The following is a 14,724-nucleotide window of genomic DNA, read 5'->3' as shown; positions in this document are numbered from 1 at the left end:
AAATAAACAAACAACAAACCAATAAGGATTGAAAAAAAAGAAACCAATATGAATGTTATCTCGCTTTCCGAAGTGCTGCACGGCGACAACGCCGCATTTATTGAAGACATTTATGAGCGTTATCTTCTTGATCCCGCCAGCATTGATCCGCTGTGGCGGCGGCGCTTTGACGAGTTGAGTGAGCAGTTGGCAGGTGGTGCTGGCGCATCAACTCACGCGCCGCACCCCGCGCCAGCAGTTGCTGCCCGTCTCGCGCCGCAACCGCCAACTGACAACTTCCCCGCCGCCGCTCGCGCCGCCGAAAAACAATCCGCCGTGCTCGCGCTGATCACCGGCTATCGCTATCGCGGGCATCAGGTCGCCAATCTTGATCCGATCAAATTGCGCGACACGCCAGACATCGTCGATCTCGATCCCGCTTATCACGGTTTAGAACCGGCTGATCTTGACCGCGTGTTTCATACCGGCTCGCTGTATGCGCCCGACCGCCTGCCGCTGCGCGAGATCATCGCCATCGTCGCGCAAACCTATTGCGGCACCGTCGGCTCCGAATATCTCCACATCACCAACACGCTGGAACGGCGCTGGATTCAGAAGCGGCTGGAGGGCTATCGCGCCACGCCGGAGCTGGAAACCGCTGATCGGCACTGGCTGCTGAAATTGTTGAGTGCTGCCGAAGGCTTTGAAACCTACTTGCACCAGCGTTTCGTGGGGCAAAAACGCTTTTCGCTGGAAGGCGGCGATGCGTTGATTCCGCTGCTTGATGAGCTGATTCAACGCGCTGGGCGCAAAGGTCAGCAGGAAATCGTCATCGGCATGGCGCATCGCGGCCGTCTCAACGTGCTCACCAACATCTTCGGCAAACCACCGCAGGAGATATTTGATGAATTTGAGGGGCGCGTGACTCGCGCCAGCGCCTGTCAAACCTTGGCAGGCGATGTGAAATATCACATGGGTTTTGCCACTGATCTGGACACCCCGGGCGGCGCGGTGCATCTGGCGCTCGGCTTCAATCCGTCCCATCTCGAAATCATCAATCCGGTGATTGAAGGCTCGGTGCGGGCGCGGCAGCGGCGGCGCGGTGATCGCAACGGTGAGCAGGTGCTGCCGGTGTTGATTCACGGCGATGCGGCATTTGCCGGTCAGGGCGTGGTGATGGAAACGCTGCAACTGTCGCAAACCCGCAGTTACAACACCGGCGGCACCGTTCACATCATCATCAACAATCAAATCGGCTTCACCACCAGCCATCCGCTGGATGCGCGATCCAGCGCCTATTGCAGCGACGTGGGCAAATTGGTGGCTGCGCCGGTGTTTCACGTCAACGGCGATGATCCCGAAGCGGTGATTTTTGTGACGCGGATGGCGTTGGATTTCCGCAACCAGTTTCATAAAGACGTGATTATTGATCTGGTCTGCTATCGCCGCCTCGGTCACAACGAAGCCGATGAACCGGCAGTGACGCAGCCGTTGATGTATCAAAAAATCCGCAATCATCCGACGCCGCGCACCGTGTACGCCGAGCGCCTGATTGCTGCTGGTGTGATCGAGCGCGAGGCGGCAGACGCGCTGTTGACGGCTTACCGCGACGCCATCGCCCAAGGTGTGGTGATTGCGCGACCGGTGCTGTGCGGGCTGAATCAACCGCATCGCGCCAGTTGGGACTTTTGTCGCGGCACCCATTGGGATCAAGACGCGCCGACCGGAGTGCCGCTCACCAAGCTGCACCAGTTGACCGAGGCGCTGCTGCGGTTGCCACCCGCGTTTGAGCTGCATCCGCGAGTTGAAAAGCTCTGGCAAGAACGGCGGCGCATGGGGCTGGGTGAGCAACCGCTCAATTGGGGCATGGCGGAAACGCTTGCCTACGCCAGTTTGTTGGATAGCGGAATCGCAGTGCGGCTGTCGGGACAAGATGCGGGGCGCAGCACTTTTTCGCATCGCCACGCCAAAATTCACGATCAACGCACCGGCACTGCGCTCACGCCCCTGCAACGGTTACATCCGCAACAGGGCGCGTTTATCGCCATTGATTCGATTTTGTCGGAGGAGGCGGTGCTCGGTTATGAGTACGGATTTGCCACTGCCGAGCCGCACGCGCTGACGTTGTGGGAAGCGCAATTTGGCGATTTTGCCAACGGAGCGCAGGTGGTGATTGACCAATTCATCACCTCCGGCGGCAGCAAATGGGGCTTGGATTGCGGGCTGGTGCTGCTGTTGCCGCACGGTTTGGAAGGGCAGGGCGCGGAGCATTCATCGGCGCGGCTGGAGCGGTTTTTGCAATTGTGCGCCGAGCACAACATTCAAGTCTGTGCGCCGACCACGCCGGCGCAACTGTTTCATCTGCTGCGCCGACAAGTGCTGCGCGATTATCGCAAGCCCTTGATTGTGATGACGCCCAAAAGTTTGCTGCGGCATCCGTTGGCGGTATCGGCGCTGGACGCGCTGGCGCAGTGGCAATTTCAGCCGCTGCTGCCAGAAGTTGATGCGCTTGATCCGGCGGGCATTGAGCGGCTGATTTTTTGTTCCGGCAAGGTGTATTTCGAGTTGCTGGAAGCGCGACGGGCGCAAGGTCTGACCAACGTCGCCATCGTGCGCATTGAGCAGTTATATCCGTTCCCGAAAGCGGCATTTGCGGCGGTGATCGACCAGTACGCTGCGACCCACGACGTGATCTGGTGCCAAGAAGAGGCGCAAAATCAAGGCGCTTGGGATCAGATCAAACATCGCTTTCACTATCTCATCCAAGCTGGCAAGCGCCCGCATTACGTCGGACGACCGGCGGCCGCTGCGCCAGCGGTTGGGCATCGCAGCACCCATCTTGAACAACAGGAGCGTCTTCTCGCCGAGGCGCTGACTGGCCACTTTAACCCTATGATGAATAAAAGGATTCCACCGCAATGAGTCACGATGTCCGCGTTCCCATTTTGCCCGAATCGGTTGCTGACGCCACCGTCGCGGCATGGCACAAGCAGCCCGGCGAGATGGTGCAAAAAGGTGACAATCTCGTTGATTTAGAAACAGATAAAGTCATTTTAGAGGTGCCCGCACCGGCAGCGGGGATTCTCGCCGCGCAGCTCGCCCAGATTGGCGACGTGGTGCAGGCGGAGGCGGTGCTGGCGCGGATTGAGGAGTTGGTGGAGGGGGAGAAGTTGGCAGTTAGCAGTGAAACAACTGCCGCTGCGTCGCCAACCACTCAACCGCCAACTGACAACTCGCCTGCCAACTTGCTCGCGCCCGCTGCCCGCCGCCTCATCGCAGAAATGAACCTTGATCCGCAGCACATTCGCGGCAGCGGCAAAGATGGGCGGATTCACAAAGCGGATGTTGTCGCGTGGCTCGACCAACGCGAACGCGCTGCGCCGGAACGCGATCCTGACGCGCTGACCTTGACGGAGCCGCTGCCGGAAGCGGCTGCGCCGGAGCGCAGTGGCGAGGCGGATCGTTCTGAACAGCGCGTGCCGATGACGCGGCTGCGGGCGCGAATTGCCGAGCGGCTGGTAGCGGCGCAACAGCAAGCTGCATTATTAACCACGTTTAATGAAGTGAATTTGCGGGCGGTAATGACGTTGCGCGAACGCTATAAAACGCAATTTGAAGCGCGGCATGGAGCGCGTTTAGGATTTATGTCGTTTTTTGTTACCGCAGCGGTTGCCGCGTTACAACAGTTTCCAATTCTCAATGCCAGCGTCGATGGCGATGACATCATTTATCACGACTATTGCGATCTTGGTATTGCCGTGAGTTCCCCGCGAGGATTAGTGGTGCCCATTCTGCGCAATTGCCAGCAATTAAACATGGCAGATATTGAGCGCGGTATTGCACAATTTGGTCAGAAAGCAAAAGACGGCAGTTTGAGTTTTGAAGAACTCACGGGCGGCACCTTTTCAATCACCAACGGCGGTGTTTTTGGCTCACTTTTATCAACGCCAATTCTCAATCCACCGCAAAGCGCCATTTTAGGAATGCACAAAATCCAAGAGCGCCCGATTGTAGAAAATGGTCAGATCGTGATTGCACCGATGATGTATTTAGCCCTGACTTACGATCATCGCATTATTGACGGGCGCGACGCGGTGCAGTTTTTAGTGGCTATTAAAGATGCGTTGGAAGACCCAGCGCGTTTGTTATTGCAAGTGTAATTCTCGTGATTCATGCTGAGACGGCATTATCTACGTCTCAGCAGTGCTCACAAATTCTCCAAGCGCGTTTCCAATAACTGCTGGCTCATATTTTGTTGCGAGAAAAGCATTCTTCAGTTGAGACGGCGACGCAATAAAATTTCTTCATGTCCCACTTGAATCAGATCAGGAATTCTGCCAATTGGTGTGAATTCATGACGAGCATAGAAGTGTTGGGCGCTGGTATTAAAATCAGATACCGTTGTCCACAGATTGTTGCTGCACAACGTCGTTTCTTGAATTAACCAGCGCATGATGTGCTCGCCAATGCCTTGCCGCTGTTGGGACGTAAACACCGCCAATAATTCCAAAAAAACACCGCGCAGCCAAGGTTCACGCACAGCAATAATGCCCGCATTCTGCTGTTGATAACAGCATTGAAAGCGATGCAGGCAAGGGTCAGCACGAGTGAGATACTTGATTAGTTGCGGCAGCGTAAACTCTAATGATTGCCAAGGCTCCATCATTATCAATTGTGCCGCAAGCGGCGGCGCTGCTTCTGGCAGCAATAACTGTAAACTCACTGTTGGCGTTAATTGATAATGCGTCTGCGTCAATGGTGGCTGGTGGCTGCTCATTCGGTTCCGCGTCCAAACAATTTGTCATAACGGAGATTGTCATTTGGTTTTGTTTCATAACAATTCGCCGTAGTAACGTGTTTTCCAGATTGAAGTAAGGTGGTGACTGTCACGAATTGATAGCCCTGTTTTTTTAATGCAGGAATCAGTGTTTTTAAGGCTTCATGGGTGTGCCAACCGCGTCCGTTGCCGTGTGCGATAATAATTGCGCCGGGATGAATCTGTTTTAATACCGTATCAATAATGTGTTGTGCCGTTTGTTTTTTACTTGGATCGCCAGTGACAATATCCCATTGCACTGGATATAAACCGGCAGCAGCAACTTCTTGTAATGCAACTGCATCACAGGTGCCATACGGAAACCGAAAAGTTGTGGGTTGATCTGGAATAGAATCCGGTATTGATGCGGCACATGAGCGCGAGTTGAGCTGTTCTTTTAATTGTTGATACTGTATTTGCGGCCAGAGAATTTGTGCGGTTAATTCCACGCCGCGCAAAACGCGCAAATTGCCATGTGTCCACGCATGATTGCCCACTTCAAATAATGGGTCTGCCATCAATTGCAACGTGCGTTCAGGATGTGAACGCATCCATTTACCGCCAGCATAAAAAGTCGCATTCACTTTTTCAGCTCGCAATAAGTCAACAATTGCGCCATCATAACCGGCAATTTCATCTGCTTGTTCACACAAATCAAAAGTAAGCGCGATGATTTTTTCACCATGCGCGGGAATGACTGAGCGAATGGAACGCGCAGCAATTGCAGTGGAAAAAGCGCGGTTTTGTGTGTTATCTAAATCAACGTCACTATTTCCTTGGGGCGGACTGTGATCGGCTGGTTTTTGCAGATGAATAACACGTTCTTTGGCGGTGCTCTGTAATTGTGTTGGCGTCCAACAGCGGTTTAATACAGAATCATCATTGCCCGTTGGCAACACGCTTTCAGAAGCGGTGGTATCAACATCAGTTACGCTGTCGGCAGGCGTGTACTGGATCGTATCAATTGTTTGGCTGTACGCAGCACCGATAGATAAATCAAGCAGGCAACACACGCAAACCATCCAGCATTGCAGTTGGAATATGTGCTTTAAGAACATGGCGTTTTTCTCTAATTGTTAGTGTTAAAGATCACATTATTTTAATGAAGTTGTCCGTGTTGCGGTGCGGTATTGCCAATACGCGGCACAAGCACCTTCGGCGGATACCATGCAGGCACCTAACGGATTTTCTGGACAACATGGCTTGCCAAATAATTGGCATTCTGGCGGTTGTTTTATTCCGCGCAAAATGTCGGGACACGCACAACCGCTGACTTCTTTGGTGGCGTTCAGTGTGACTGAAAAACGCAATTCTGCATCAAACTCGGCGAATTCTGCTGCTATTTTTAATCCACTCTGCGGCAATTGCCCCAGCCCGCGCCATTCAAAGGTGGGGCGAATCGCAAATGCACTCGCCATCAATGCTTGTGCTTTACGATTACCCGCTGCGGTCACGGCGCGAGTGTATTGATTGTCAACTGCGCATATTCCGCGATTGCATTGTTGTACTAAACGCAATACGGATTGCAGCACATCTAATGGTTCAAATCCGGCGACGACAATTGGTATTTGGAATTCTTCAGCAACAAAGGTATAGGGTTGCGTGCCAATGATGGTGCTGACGTGCGAAGGCGCCAGAATGCCATCTAATTCAAGGCGTTGGGGCGCGGGGGCGCTGAGAATACAGCGCAGCGCCGCCGGGGTGAGAACGTGATTGGAAAAGACGGAAAAGTTGTGCAGATGTTCGGCGCGAGCCAGATGCAGCGCGACTGCCGTCGGGGGCGTGGTGGTTTCAAAACCGATTGCAAACAATACGATATGACGTTCTGGCTGGGTTCGCGCCAGTTGCACGGCATCTTGCGTGGAATAGATGACGCGGATGTCCGCGCCGTCTGCTTTGGCGGTCAATAAACTGCGGCGGTGACTGGCGGGCACGCGCAGCGCATCGCCGTAGCTGCACAGCGTGATCTCGTGTTGCGTTGCTAAAGCGATGGCATGATCTAAACGGCTAATGGGTAATACGCAAATTGGACAGCCGGGCCCGTGAATGAATTGCACTTGTGGCGGCAGGAGTTGAGCGAGACCATAGCGAAAAATGGCGTGGGTATGACCGCCACAAAATTCCATGAACCGATATTTGCGGGTGGGATCAATTGTGGCGGCAATGGTTGCTGCTAAACGTCGCGCCAGCGTCGGATCGCGGAATGCGGCAAGAGATGGAATTGACATGGGAAAACCCAATGTTGTGAGCAGTTTTTTATTGAGTTGTCAATCTTTTTTAATCCGCTGATTAAAAAAGATTGACAACAAATAACCAACTTTTTTAGCTTTTCAACTGACAACTGACACCCTCAACGCGGCGGCGGCGTCGGCAGTCCCAGCCCCGTATGTCCAAAGCCACCCGCGCCGCGCTCGGACGGTGGAAACGCATCAACCACCACCAGTTTCGCCATCAGCACCGGCACCAGCACCAATTGCGCAATCCACTCGCCCACCGTGATCCGAAATGCGGTGTCGCTGCGGTTCCAACACGACACCAGCAACGGCCCTTGATAGTCAGAGTCAATCAAGCCCACCAGATTGCCGAGCACGATGCCGTGACGATGTCCCAGCCCGGAGCGCGGCATCACCAACCCCGCCACGCCTTGCGTGCCGATATGAATCGCCAACCCCGTCGGCACCAGCTCACACTCGCCGGGCTGCAAATCCAACGGCGCATCCAACATCGCCCGCAAATCCAGCCCCGCCGATCCGGTGGTCGCGTAATGCGGCAACGGAAAATCACAGCCCAAACGGGCATCGAGAATTTTGACCTCAAGTTGCTGTAGCATCCGCACCTCGATAATGTTCTGCAATTAAATCAGCCAGTTCTCGCGCCAAACTGGGTTTTGACATCAACGGCAACGCCCGGCTGCCGCCCTCCCAAAACACCGTCAGCGCGTTGTCTTCACGGTCAAAACCACCAACCGCCCCGCCGACCTGATTGGCAGCAATCAGGTTGACTTTTTTATGCGCCAACTTCGCCCGCGCATGGATTTCAAGTTGCTCCGTCTCCGCCGCAAATCCGACCGTGAACGGCGGCGACTCCCGCGCTGCCACCTCCGCGAGAATGTCGGGATTACGCACCAATTGCAGCGTCAGCAGCTCGGCATCCTTTTTGCGCTTCTGCGCCGCGCACTCCAGCGGGCGATAATCCGCGACCGCCGCCGTCGCCACAAACAACTCACAGTCAGCCATTCGCGCCAGCACCGCTGCGTGCATCTCCAGCGCCGTTTCCACCTGCACCACCTCCGCCACCGTCGGCACCGGCAGCGCCGACGGTCCAGTGATGAGCGTCACCTGCGCCCCGCGATGCGTCAGCGCCGCCGCCAGCGCATAACCCATCCGCCCCGAACTGCGATTGCTGAGATAACGCACCGGGTCCAACGGTTCTCGCGTCGGGCCGGCAGTGAGCACCGTCCGCACGCCGATCAAACGCCGTTCCGCTTGTGGACGCATCGCCTCCGCCAACTCGGCTGGCTCCAGCATCCGCCCCGGCCCGCTGTCCCCGCAGGCCTGATCGCCTTCCGCCGGGCCGAGAATCCGCGCCCCGCGCTCGCGCAACGTTTGCAGATTTTCCTGCGTCGCCGGATGTCGCCACATGTGTTGATTCATCGCCGGCGCGAGACACAGTGGCGCGTTAGTCGCCAGCGCCAGCGTCGTCAGCAGATCATCGGCAATGCCAGCGGCGAGACGCGCCATCAAATCCGCTGTCGCTGGCGCAATCAGCAGCCAATCTGCCCACCGCGCCAGCTCGATATGATTCATGCCCGCCTCAGCGCCGGGATCAAGCAGGCTCGTGCGCACCGGATGCCCGGACACAGCTTGAAATGTCAGCGGCGTCACTAACGCAGTGGCGGCTTGCGTCATCACGACGCGCACCTCAAAGCCGCGTTCTTTCAAACGCCGCACGAGATCAACGGATTTGTACGCGGAGATACCGCCGCCAATGCCAAGCACAATGTGTGAGCGGTCGTGTGTGGGGGCTGTGTGAATGGTCATGGGTTTGTTGTGAGTGGTCAGATGGTGATGAGCAGTAAATCCAACTGAGTCTGGGAAGGCACGACGCAGTGAAAAATTTAAGTAATTGATGTTGTTAAATTCATTTGTCAACTGACAACTGACAACTTCAAAATGACCCGACTCAGGCAGCAGAATCCGGTGGTAAATAACCACGCTCGCGCAGCGCAGCGACCGTTTGGTGAGCAACATCGGGCAACGCCTGCATCGCCGCCAGCACCTGTTCTGCCGCTCCCGCCCGTGCCTGCCGCTCCAATACCGCCGCCGCATCAGACAGCGCATTGGCTCCCAGATTGCCAGCCCCACCTTTGAGAGAATGGGCAATGCGGGCAGTTTCTGCGAGTTCGGCTTGGGCGCAATACGTCGCCAAATCGGTCAATTGTTGCGTCAATTGTTCAACAAAACTGGTCGTAATGGCACATAAATCCTCTTCGCCTAAAATCTCTAACAATTCATTGAGCACTTCATCATCTAAATACATCATGCCGCGTGTCTCCTTTATATCTGATGTTTCTTTTTAATACAGTGGTCACCATTGTCCACTGCGGTCTCGAATAATAGTGAGTCATAACCGTGCAATCTGATCCGCCGCCTCCGCTGAATACAATGTCCCCAGTTCCATCTGCGCCTGCCGAATTATTGCCAACCGGTGAAGTGTTGTTGATCGTTGATGATGACACACCGACGCGCTTGTTGTTACGCGGCGTGTTGAGTCGTCAAGGTTTTGTGGTGATTGAAGCCAGCGATGGAATGGAAGCGGTGGCGCTGTTCGCACAACATCACCCGGCGCTGGTGTTATTAGATGTGATGATGCCAGTGCTTGATGGTTTTGCCACCTGCGTACAAATGCGTGCGCTTGATCAAGATGCCGGCACCCCGCTGATCATGTTGACCGGTGCCAATGATTTGAAAGCGATTGATCATGCGTTTAGCGCCGGTGCCACTGATTTTATTACCAAGCCAATTAACTGGACGTTGCTAACGCAGCGGGTGCGCTACGCCCTGCGCAGCGGGCAATTGGGGCGCGAAGTGCGCCGCAGCCATTTGCGTCAACTCTCCGCCTGTCGCATCGCCAAGCTCGCTTTTTGGGAATGGCGCTTGAGTGACGATTCCCTCCATTGGTCAGACGATCTCCACGCTGTGCTCGGCGTGGCCAGCCCGGCGGTGGGCTGGCTGGGAGAACTGCTGGCGCTGGTTCATCCTGACGACCGCACCCGCGCCCAACGCTTATTGACCTTGACCCGCCAAGCCAATACGCCGTTGGAACTGGAGCTGCGCGTCCACACCGCCGGCATCGAACGTTTGGTGCGCTTGGTGGGCGAACGCGGCGTGCAAGGCGCAGATCAAGCCGTCGTGTTTGGTGCCGTGCAAGATGTCACCGCGCTGCGCCAAACCGAGGCGCTGGTCGATTATCTCGCCCTGCACGACGATCTCACCGACCTCCCCAATCGACGGCTCTTCCTGCGCCGCAGCGCCGAAGTGTTGAGCACGCTTGATTTGGATGATGACGAAGTGCTGCTGATTATCTGGCTCGACATCGCCCGCTTTCATCGCCACAACGAAGCCCTCGGCGAAGCTGGCGGCGATCTGCTGTTGACACGACTGGCACGACGCCTGCGCCGTTTAGTGGTGGTGCAGGACGCCTTGGCACGAGTTGGCGGCGATGAATTTGCCCTGTTGATCCGCGCCGCCACGCTCGCCGCCGGTTTGGATCGACTCGAATCAATCTTGGTGCAACTGCGACGTCCTTTTCATCTTCATCTCGCCGCTGACGAAACCATTTTGACGTTCAGCGTCGGCGTCGCAGTCGCACCAGAACACGGCACCGACCCCAATCAACTGCTCATGCTCGCGCAGGACGCGCAACGGCTGGCGCGGAGTCAAGCGCGAGCCGTGCTGGTTGCCACGCCGCTGCCGCCCTCGCAATCACGCTTCACCGAAACCTTGGCAGTGGAACGGGCGCTGCACACGGCGCTCGAACGCGACGAATTTTTTCTCGTATATCAACCGCAAATGGAACTGCGCACCGGCACCATCGTCGGCGCGGAGGCGCTGCTGCGCTGGCAACATCCCACGTTAGGAATGGTGTCGCCGGTGCGGTTCATCCCGTTATTAGAAAATCTCGGTTTAATTGCCACAGTTGGACAATGGGTTTTAGAAGAAGCCTGTCGGCAAGCGCAACGCTGGGAAAGCGCCGGATTGAATTTGCGCGTCGGAATTAACTTATCGCCGCGCCAATTTTTGGAGCCTAATTTATTCGCCACCATTCAACAGGTCATTGCCAAAACTGGAGTACAGCCAGCGCATTTAGAACTAGAAATCACTGAAAGTTTAGCAATGCAAGACCCCACCAGCGCCATTGCATTATTAGGACGCCTCCGCGCTATTGGATTAAAGATTGCTATTGATGATTTTGGCATTGGTCACTCCTCGCTGGAATACTTACTTCGCTTTCCCATTGATACCATTAAAATTGATCGCACCTTTGTCACCAATATCACTCACGCCCAAGCCGACCGCGTGATCGTGCGAGCCGTGACCGCAATTGGGCAAACAATGGGATTAAGCGTGATTGCAGAAGGCGTCGAAACGCTGCGGCAATGTGATTTTATTGAAGCGTTGGGTGTTCATGAAATTCAAGGGTATTTAATTGGCAAACCAATGGCAGCGGCACAACTAGAAACATTGATTGCTGAATTTGTCCGCCCCGGTGCAGACCTCGCATTGAGCGATTAGCGCGTCATCACTCCGCGCTTGATTCATCATCCACAACCGCTTCATTGAGGCGTTCATCTTTAATAGCGTTGGGGCGGTACTGATCCAATTGCGTTTCAGTTAAACCGACCCGCGCTACTAAACGCGGCAATTCGTGTTGAGTATCATTGGTTAATAACAGGTGCGCAATGCGCATCACCAGCGCATCAATTTTTACCGTACCCGACGGCAATAAATGAGCGGCACCGATGCGCCCGCGAATAGTATTGGGGATATTCCATTGCGTTTTAATCCGATTTCCAGTGGCAGCAGAATAGGCTTTCAGAGTTGCGGTGCAATCTTCTTCACTCAATGAATAACCCAAATCAAGCCACGCCTGCATCACTTGCAATAACGACAATTCGCCCACCCGATACAACATACACGCCGAACGCGCCGCATTAAAACTGAAACTCAACGTTGCCGACAATTTCATAATCACTTCTGCTAATGCCAAGCCGTCGCGTTGATATTTATTCTGGTGGGCAATGAGAAACTCTTGGCGCAAATGACTACCGGGATGCAACGACATTTCCACTGCCAAATTAATAAATCCATCTAAACCGACAGCTTGAATTGCGTTTTCAAAAGTTTCAACTGATTCCATGCCTTGAACGTATTGACCGCTATTCGCTAAACTTAATAGCCGAAACACCAACGCGGGATGAAATTGGCAGCGCCGCAAAACCCGCACACGCTCTCCAGCCGTAGCGGTGCGCATTCCTTCAATCGAATTCACCAATGCCGGATCAATTGGCAATCCTAGCGTGCCTTTATTCATCTGAAAATGAATAAAATCCTCAAAACTTTCAAAATGACCGGTAGCGGGTGAAGGTGAAGATGGTTCCGGCAGCGCCATTATTTCGCCAAGTCGTGCCATCACTTGCTTGGCATTAAACGGTTTTACAATAAACGCATCGACTTGATAAGCGCGAGCTGACAGAATGACATCGCGCTCGGCGTGACCAGAAATCATCACGCATTTTACTGTCGTATCAGCGCGTCTGATTTGCTTCAAAATCTCAATGCCGCTCATGCCCGGCAAAGCCCAATCTAAGAGAATGAGATCAGCGCCATGATCGCGCCATTGCTCCAAACCGGAAGCAGCATCAGACGCTAAATAAACACTGGTGTTTGTCCATAATCGTTTTACCAATTGCACCAAAAGTGCGCCAGTTGAGGCATCATCTTCAATTACAATGATACGCATTGGAAATCTCTATATTCAGATCGTGAGCAATCATTTAGATATTAAATTGCGCCAGCCGCTCTTGTAATTGCGCAGCCAAGCGTGCCAATTCTTCACTTGCCGTTGCAATATGCGCTGAACCAGTAGCCGTTTGATCCACCGTGCCAGAAATCGTATGGATATTGCGATTGATTTCTTCTGCAACGGCGCTTTGTTCTTCCGCCGCACTAGCAATTTGGCGGTTCATATCATTGATGCTCGTAATTGACACGCTAATCACATGTAATGATTCGCCAGCTTGTCGCGCTTGAGCGACACTTTCTCGCGCTTTCACTTGCCCTTTTTCCATCACCTGTACAGCACCGGCTGAACTATTTTGCACCCGTTCAATTTTCGCTTGAATATCTAAAATTGATGATTGTGTGCGACTTGCCAGCGTGCGTACTTCTGCTGCAACTACCGCAAATCCGCGTCCTTGTTCACCCGCTCGCGCCGCTTCAATTGCGGCATTCAATGCTAATAAATTGGTTTGTTCTGCTACGCCACGAATGACATCTAATACCGCACCAATTTCAGTACTATCAACGGACAATTGCGCAATCACTGCGCCGGCGGCTTCCACTTCTTGCGCTAATGCTTCAATAGCGGCAACCGTTCGCATCACAACCTTGCTGCCGGCTTCGGTTTCTTGATCCGTTTCACGCGCAGCAGTTGCGGCAGCAGCAGCATGACGCGCAACTTCTTCTACCGTCGTACTCATTTCATTCATGGCAGTGACGACTTGATCGGTTTCAGATTGTTCTAAACGCACTTGTTCGCGCATTTGTTCACTGGTTGCTGACAATTGTTCTGCTGCTGCGGCAACCTGCACACTGGCTGTCGTCACTTCATTTAATACGCGCCGCATATTTGTCACCATGTGCGCAAAAGCGGCTAATAAACTATCGGTATCATCAGGGCGTAATGCAATTGGTGTGGTGAAATCACCGGCAGTAACGCGATTGACGATATTGACTACCACCGCTGGCTCGCCGCCAATATGTCGCAAGGTGTCGCGGGTAATAAATAAGCCTAAACCAACCGCTAAACTCAACGCGAATACAATGCCAACGCTCATCCATTGAAACATTTGTCCAGATTCTTTTAATGCCAGCTCAACGGCGGCGTGAGTGCTTTGATTATTAAATGCAATCATTGTATCAATGAGTACGCCAACTCGGTCGGATACCTGCGTCATTTTTTTCACTAAGCTAATAAATTCTTCATACAATGGTGCGTAGGATTCCGCAGTTGGCGCTTGTGCCATTTTCAAGAGCAGTTGATCGACGGGAATATAGTTTGCTCGCCATGCTGAATATTCGGTCTTAAACACCTGATTGACCGCTTTTTCATCGCTACTTTTTGGTAATTTTTCATACGCTGCAATAGCGTCTTCAACAATTTTCCACGATGCCAAGCGTTGCCGAGAAATCAACTCTAATGCTGCCGCTGTTTCGGCAGTCCAATTCACATGCGCCATGATGGTACGGGTTTGGGTGCGAACCTGTAAGCGTTCGATGTTCATCCGATCTAATTCAATAATTGCAGGTAAGCGCGTTTGTCCGATCATTTCGATATGATTGCGCATATCTATTTCGCCTTTTATTCCAATTAAACCGACGACCAATACGATCATTGCTACTGATAAAAAACTGACGATTAACTTGACGCTCAAACGCATATTCTTCATGTAATGCTCCATATAAAACCTTGCTGCTAAAAGGCAAGTACAATAGATTGAATCACGATAAAGTGGTGAGTTTTAATGAGGGTAAACATTAAAAAAAGCACTTTCAGCGCGGTGGTTAGCGGATCGTGCAGTTCATTAGTTTATCAGTTTTCGCTAAAACAACGGGTGCAGCGGTAAATTGGCGCTGATTTTATTCCCG

11 protein-coding genes are annotated in these 14,724 nt (G+C 53.4%); 3 read left to right on the top strand and 8 right to left on the bottom strand.

The window, feature by feature from the left end; all coding sequences use genetic code 11:
• Window positions 1–48 precede the first annotated feature (48 nt).
• Both CKO12_RS02270 and odhB read left to right on the top strand, forming a co-directional pair.
• The gene (locus CKO12_RS02270) at window positions 49–2,901 is read left to right on the top strand and encodes a 2-oxoglutarate dehydrogenase E1 component (RefSeq protein ID WP_200153110.1); all 2,853 of its coding nucleotides are present in this window, start codon (window positions 49–51) and stop codon (window positions 2,899–2,901) included.
• A complete protein-coding gene (odhB, locus tag CKO12_RS02265) occupies window positions 2,898–4,139 on the top strand; it encodes a 2-oxoglutarate dehydrogenase complex dihydrolipoyllysine-residue succinyltransferase (protein ID WP_200153109.1) in 1,242 nt (413 codons plus the stop codon). Before CKO12_RS02270 ends, odhB begins: the two co-directional genes overlap by 4 nt.
• 113 nt (window positions 4,140–4,252) lie before the next feature.
• Here the strand turns inward: odhB and CKO12_RS02260 are convergent, their stop codons facing one another.
• The 6 genes from CKO12_RS02260 to CKO12_RS02235 form a co-directional block, all read right to left on the bottom strand.
• The gene (locus CKO12_RS02260; RefSeq protein WP_200153108.1) at window positions 4,253–4,756 is read right to left on the bottom strand and encodes a GNAT family N-acetyltransferase; all 504 of its coding nucleotides are present in this window, start codon (window positions 4,754–4,756) and stop codon (window positions 4,253–4,255) included.
• Window positions 4,753–5,808, bottom strand: a complete 1,056-nt coding sequence (locus tag CKO12_RS02255) for a polysaccharide deacetylase family protein (RefSeq protein ID WP_207146230.1) — start codon at window positions 5,806–5,808, stop codon at window positions 4,753–4,755. The genes CKO12_RS02260 and CKO12_RS02255 overlap by 4 nt, the downstream gene beginning before the upstream one ends.
• A gap of 81 nt (window positions 5,809–5,889) precedes the next feature.
• On the bottom strand, window positions 5,890–7,023 hold the full coding sequence (hypD, locus tag CKO12_RS02250) for a hydrogenase formation protein HypD (RefSeq protein WP_200153106.1): 1,134 nt from the start codon (window positions 7,021–7,023) through the stop codon (window positions 5,890–5,892).
• A 122-nt stretch (window positions 7,024–7,145) separates the two neighbouring features.
• Window positions 7,146–7,625: a dUTP diphosphatase gene (gene dut, locus CKO12_RS02245; protein ID WP_200153105.1), complete on the bottom strand. Its 480-nt coding sequence runs from the start codon at window positions 7,623–7,625 to the stop codon at window positions 7,146–7,148.
• Window positions 7,609–8,835, bottom strand: coding sequence for a bifunctional phosphopantothenoylcysteine decarboxylase/phosphopantothenate--cysteine ligase CoaBC (coaBC, locus tag CKO12_RS02240; RefSeq protein ID WP_200153104.1), 1,227 nt, complete (start codon window positions 8,833–8,835; stop codon window positions 7,609–7,611). Before coaBC ends, dut begins: the two co-directional genes overlap by 17 nt.
• A 142-nt stretch (window positions 8,836–8,977) precedes the next feature.
• Complete coding sequence (locus CKO12_RS02235; protein WP_200153103.1) at window positions 8,978–9,337, bottom strand: Hpt domain-containing protein; 360 nt, start codon at window positions 9,335–9,337, stop codon at window positions 8,978–8,980.
• A 122-nt stretch (window positions 9,338–9,459) separates the two neighbouring features.
• On the opposite strand from CKO12_RS02235, the gene CKO12_RS02230 reads away from it, so the two are divergent.
• Complete coding sequence (locus CKO12_RS02230; RefSeq protein ID WP_200153102.1) at window positions 9,460–11,589, top strand: putative bifunctional diguanylate cyclase/phosphodiesterase; 2,130 nt, start codon at window positions 9,460–9,462, stop codon at window positions 11,587–11,589.
• A 7-nt stretch (window positions 11,590–11,596) separates the two neighbouring features.
• Here CKO12_RS02230 and CKO12_RS02225 read toward each other — a convergent pair whose 3' ends face one another.
• Window positions 11,597–12,817, bottom strand: coding sequence for a response regulator (locus CKO12_RS02225; protein WP_207146229.1), 1,221 nt, complete (start codon window positions 12,815–12,817; stop codon window positions 11,597–11,599).
• A gap of 34 nt (window positions 12,818–12,851) precedes the next feature.
• Window positions 12,852–14,525, bottom strand: coding sequence for a methyl-accepting chemotaxis protein (locus CKO12_RS02220; protein ID WP_200153101.1), 1,674 nt, complete (start codon window positions 14,523–14,525; stop codon window positions 12,852–12,854).
• Window positions 14,526–14,724: the final 199 nt, after the last annotated feature.

The sequence above is a fragment of the Chromatium okenii genome (assembly GCF_016583745.1).
Taxonomy (GTDB): domain Bacteria; phylum Pseudomonadota; class Gammaproteobacteria; order Chromatiales; family Chromatiaceae; genus Chromatium; species Chromatium okenii.
The sequence above is the reverse complement of the archived record's forward strand: the minus strand, read 5'-3'. Positions and strand labels throughout refer to the sequence as shown.

What these genes read in the sequence shown, in the direction of transcription:
- dut (WP_200153105.1), bottom strand. Translation starts at nt 7,625, where the DNA reads ATGCTACAGCAACTTGAGGTCAAAATTCTCGATGCCCGTTTGGGCTGT.
- coaBC (WP_200153104.1), bottom strand. Translation starts at nt 8,835, where the DNA reads ATGACCATTCACACAGCCCCCACACACGACCGCTCACACATTGTGCTT.
- odhB (WP_200153109.1), top strand. Translation starts at nt 2,898, where the DNA reads ATGAGTCACGATGTCCGCGTTCCCATTTTGCCCGAATCGGTTGCTGAC.
- CKO12_RS02235 (WP_200153103.1), bottom strand. Translation starts at nt 9,337, where the DNA reads ATGATGTATTTAGATGATGAAGTGCTCAATGAATTGTTAGAGATTTTA.
- hypD (WP_200153106.1), bottom strand. Translation starts at nt 7,023, where the DNA reads ATGTCAATTCCATCTCTTGCCGCATTCCGCGATCCGACGCTGGCGCGA.
- CKO12_RS02220 (WP_200153101.1), bottom strand. Translation starts at nt 14,525, where the DNA reads ATGAAGAATATGCGTTTGAGCGTCAAGTTAATCGTCAGTTTTTTATCA.
- CKO12_RS02260 (WP_200153108.1), bottom strand. Translation starts at nt 4,756, where the DNA reads ATGAGCAGCCACCAGCCACCATTGACGCAGACGCATTATCAATTAACG.
- CKO12_RS02225 (WP_207146229.1), bottom strand. Translation starts at nt 12,817, where the DNA reads ATGCGTATCATTGTAATTGAAGATGATGCCTCAACTGGCGCACTTTTG.
- CKO12_RS02270 (WP_200153110.1), top strand. Translation starts at nt 49, where the DNA reads ATGAATGTTATCTCGCTTTCCGAAGTGCTGCACGGCGACAACGCCGCA.
- CKO12_RS02230 (WP_200153102.1), top strand. Translation starts at nt 9,460, where the DNA reads ATGTCCCCAGTTCCATCTGCGCCTGCCGAATTATTGCCAACCGGTGAA.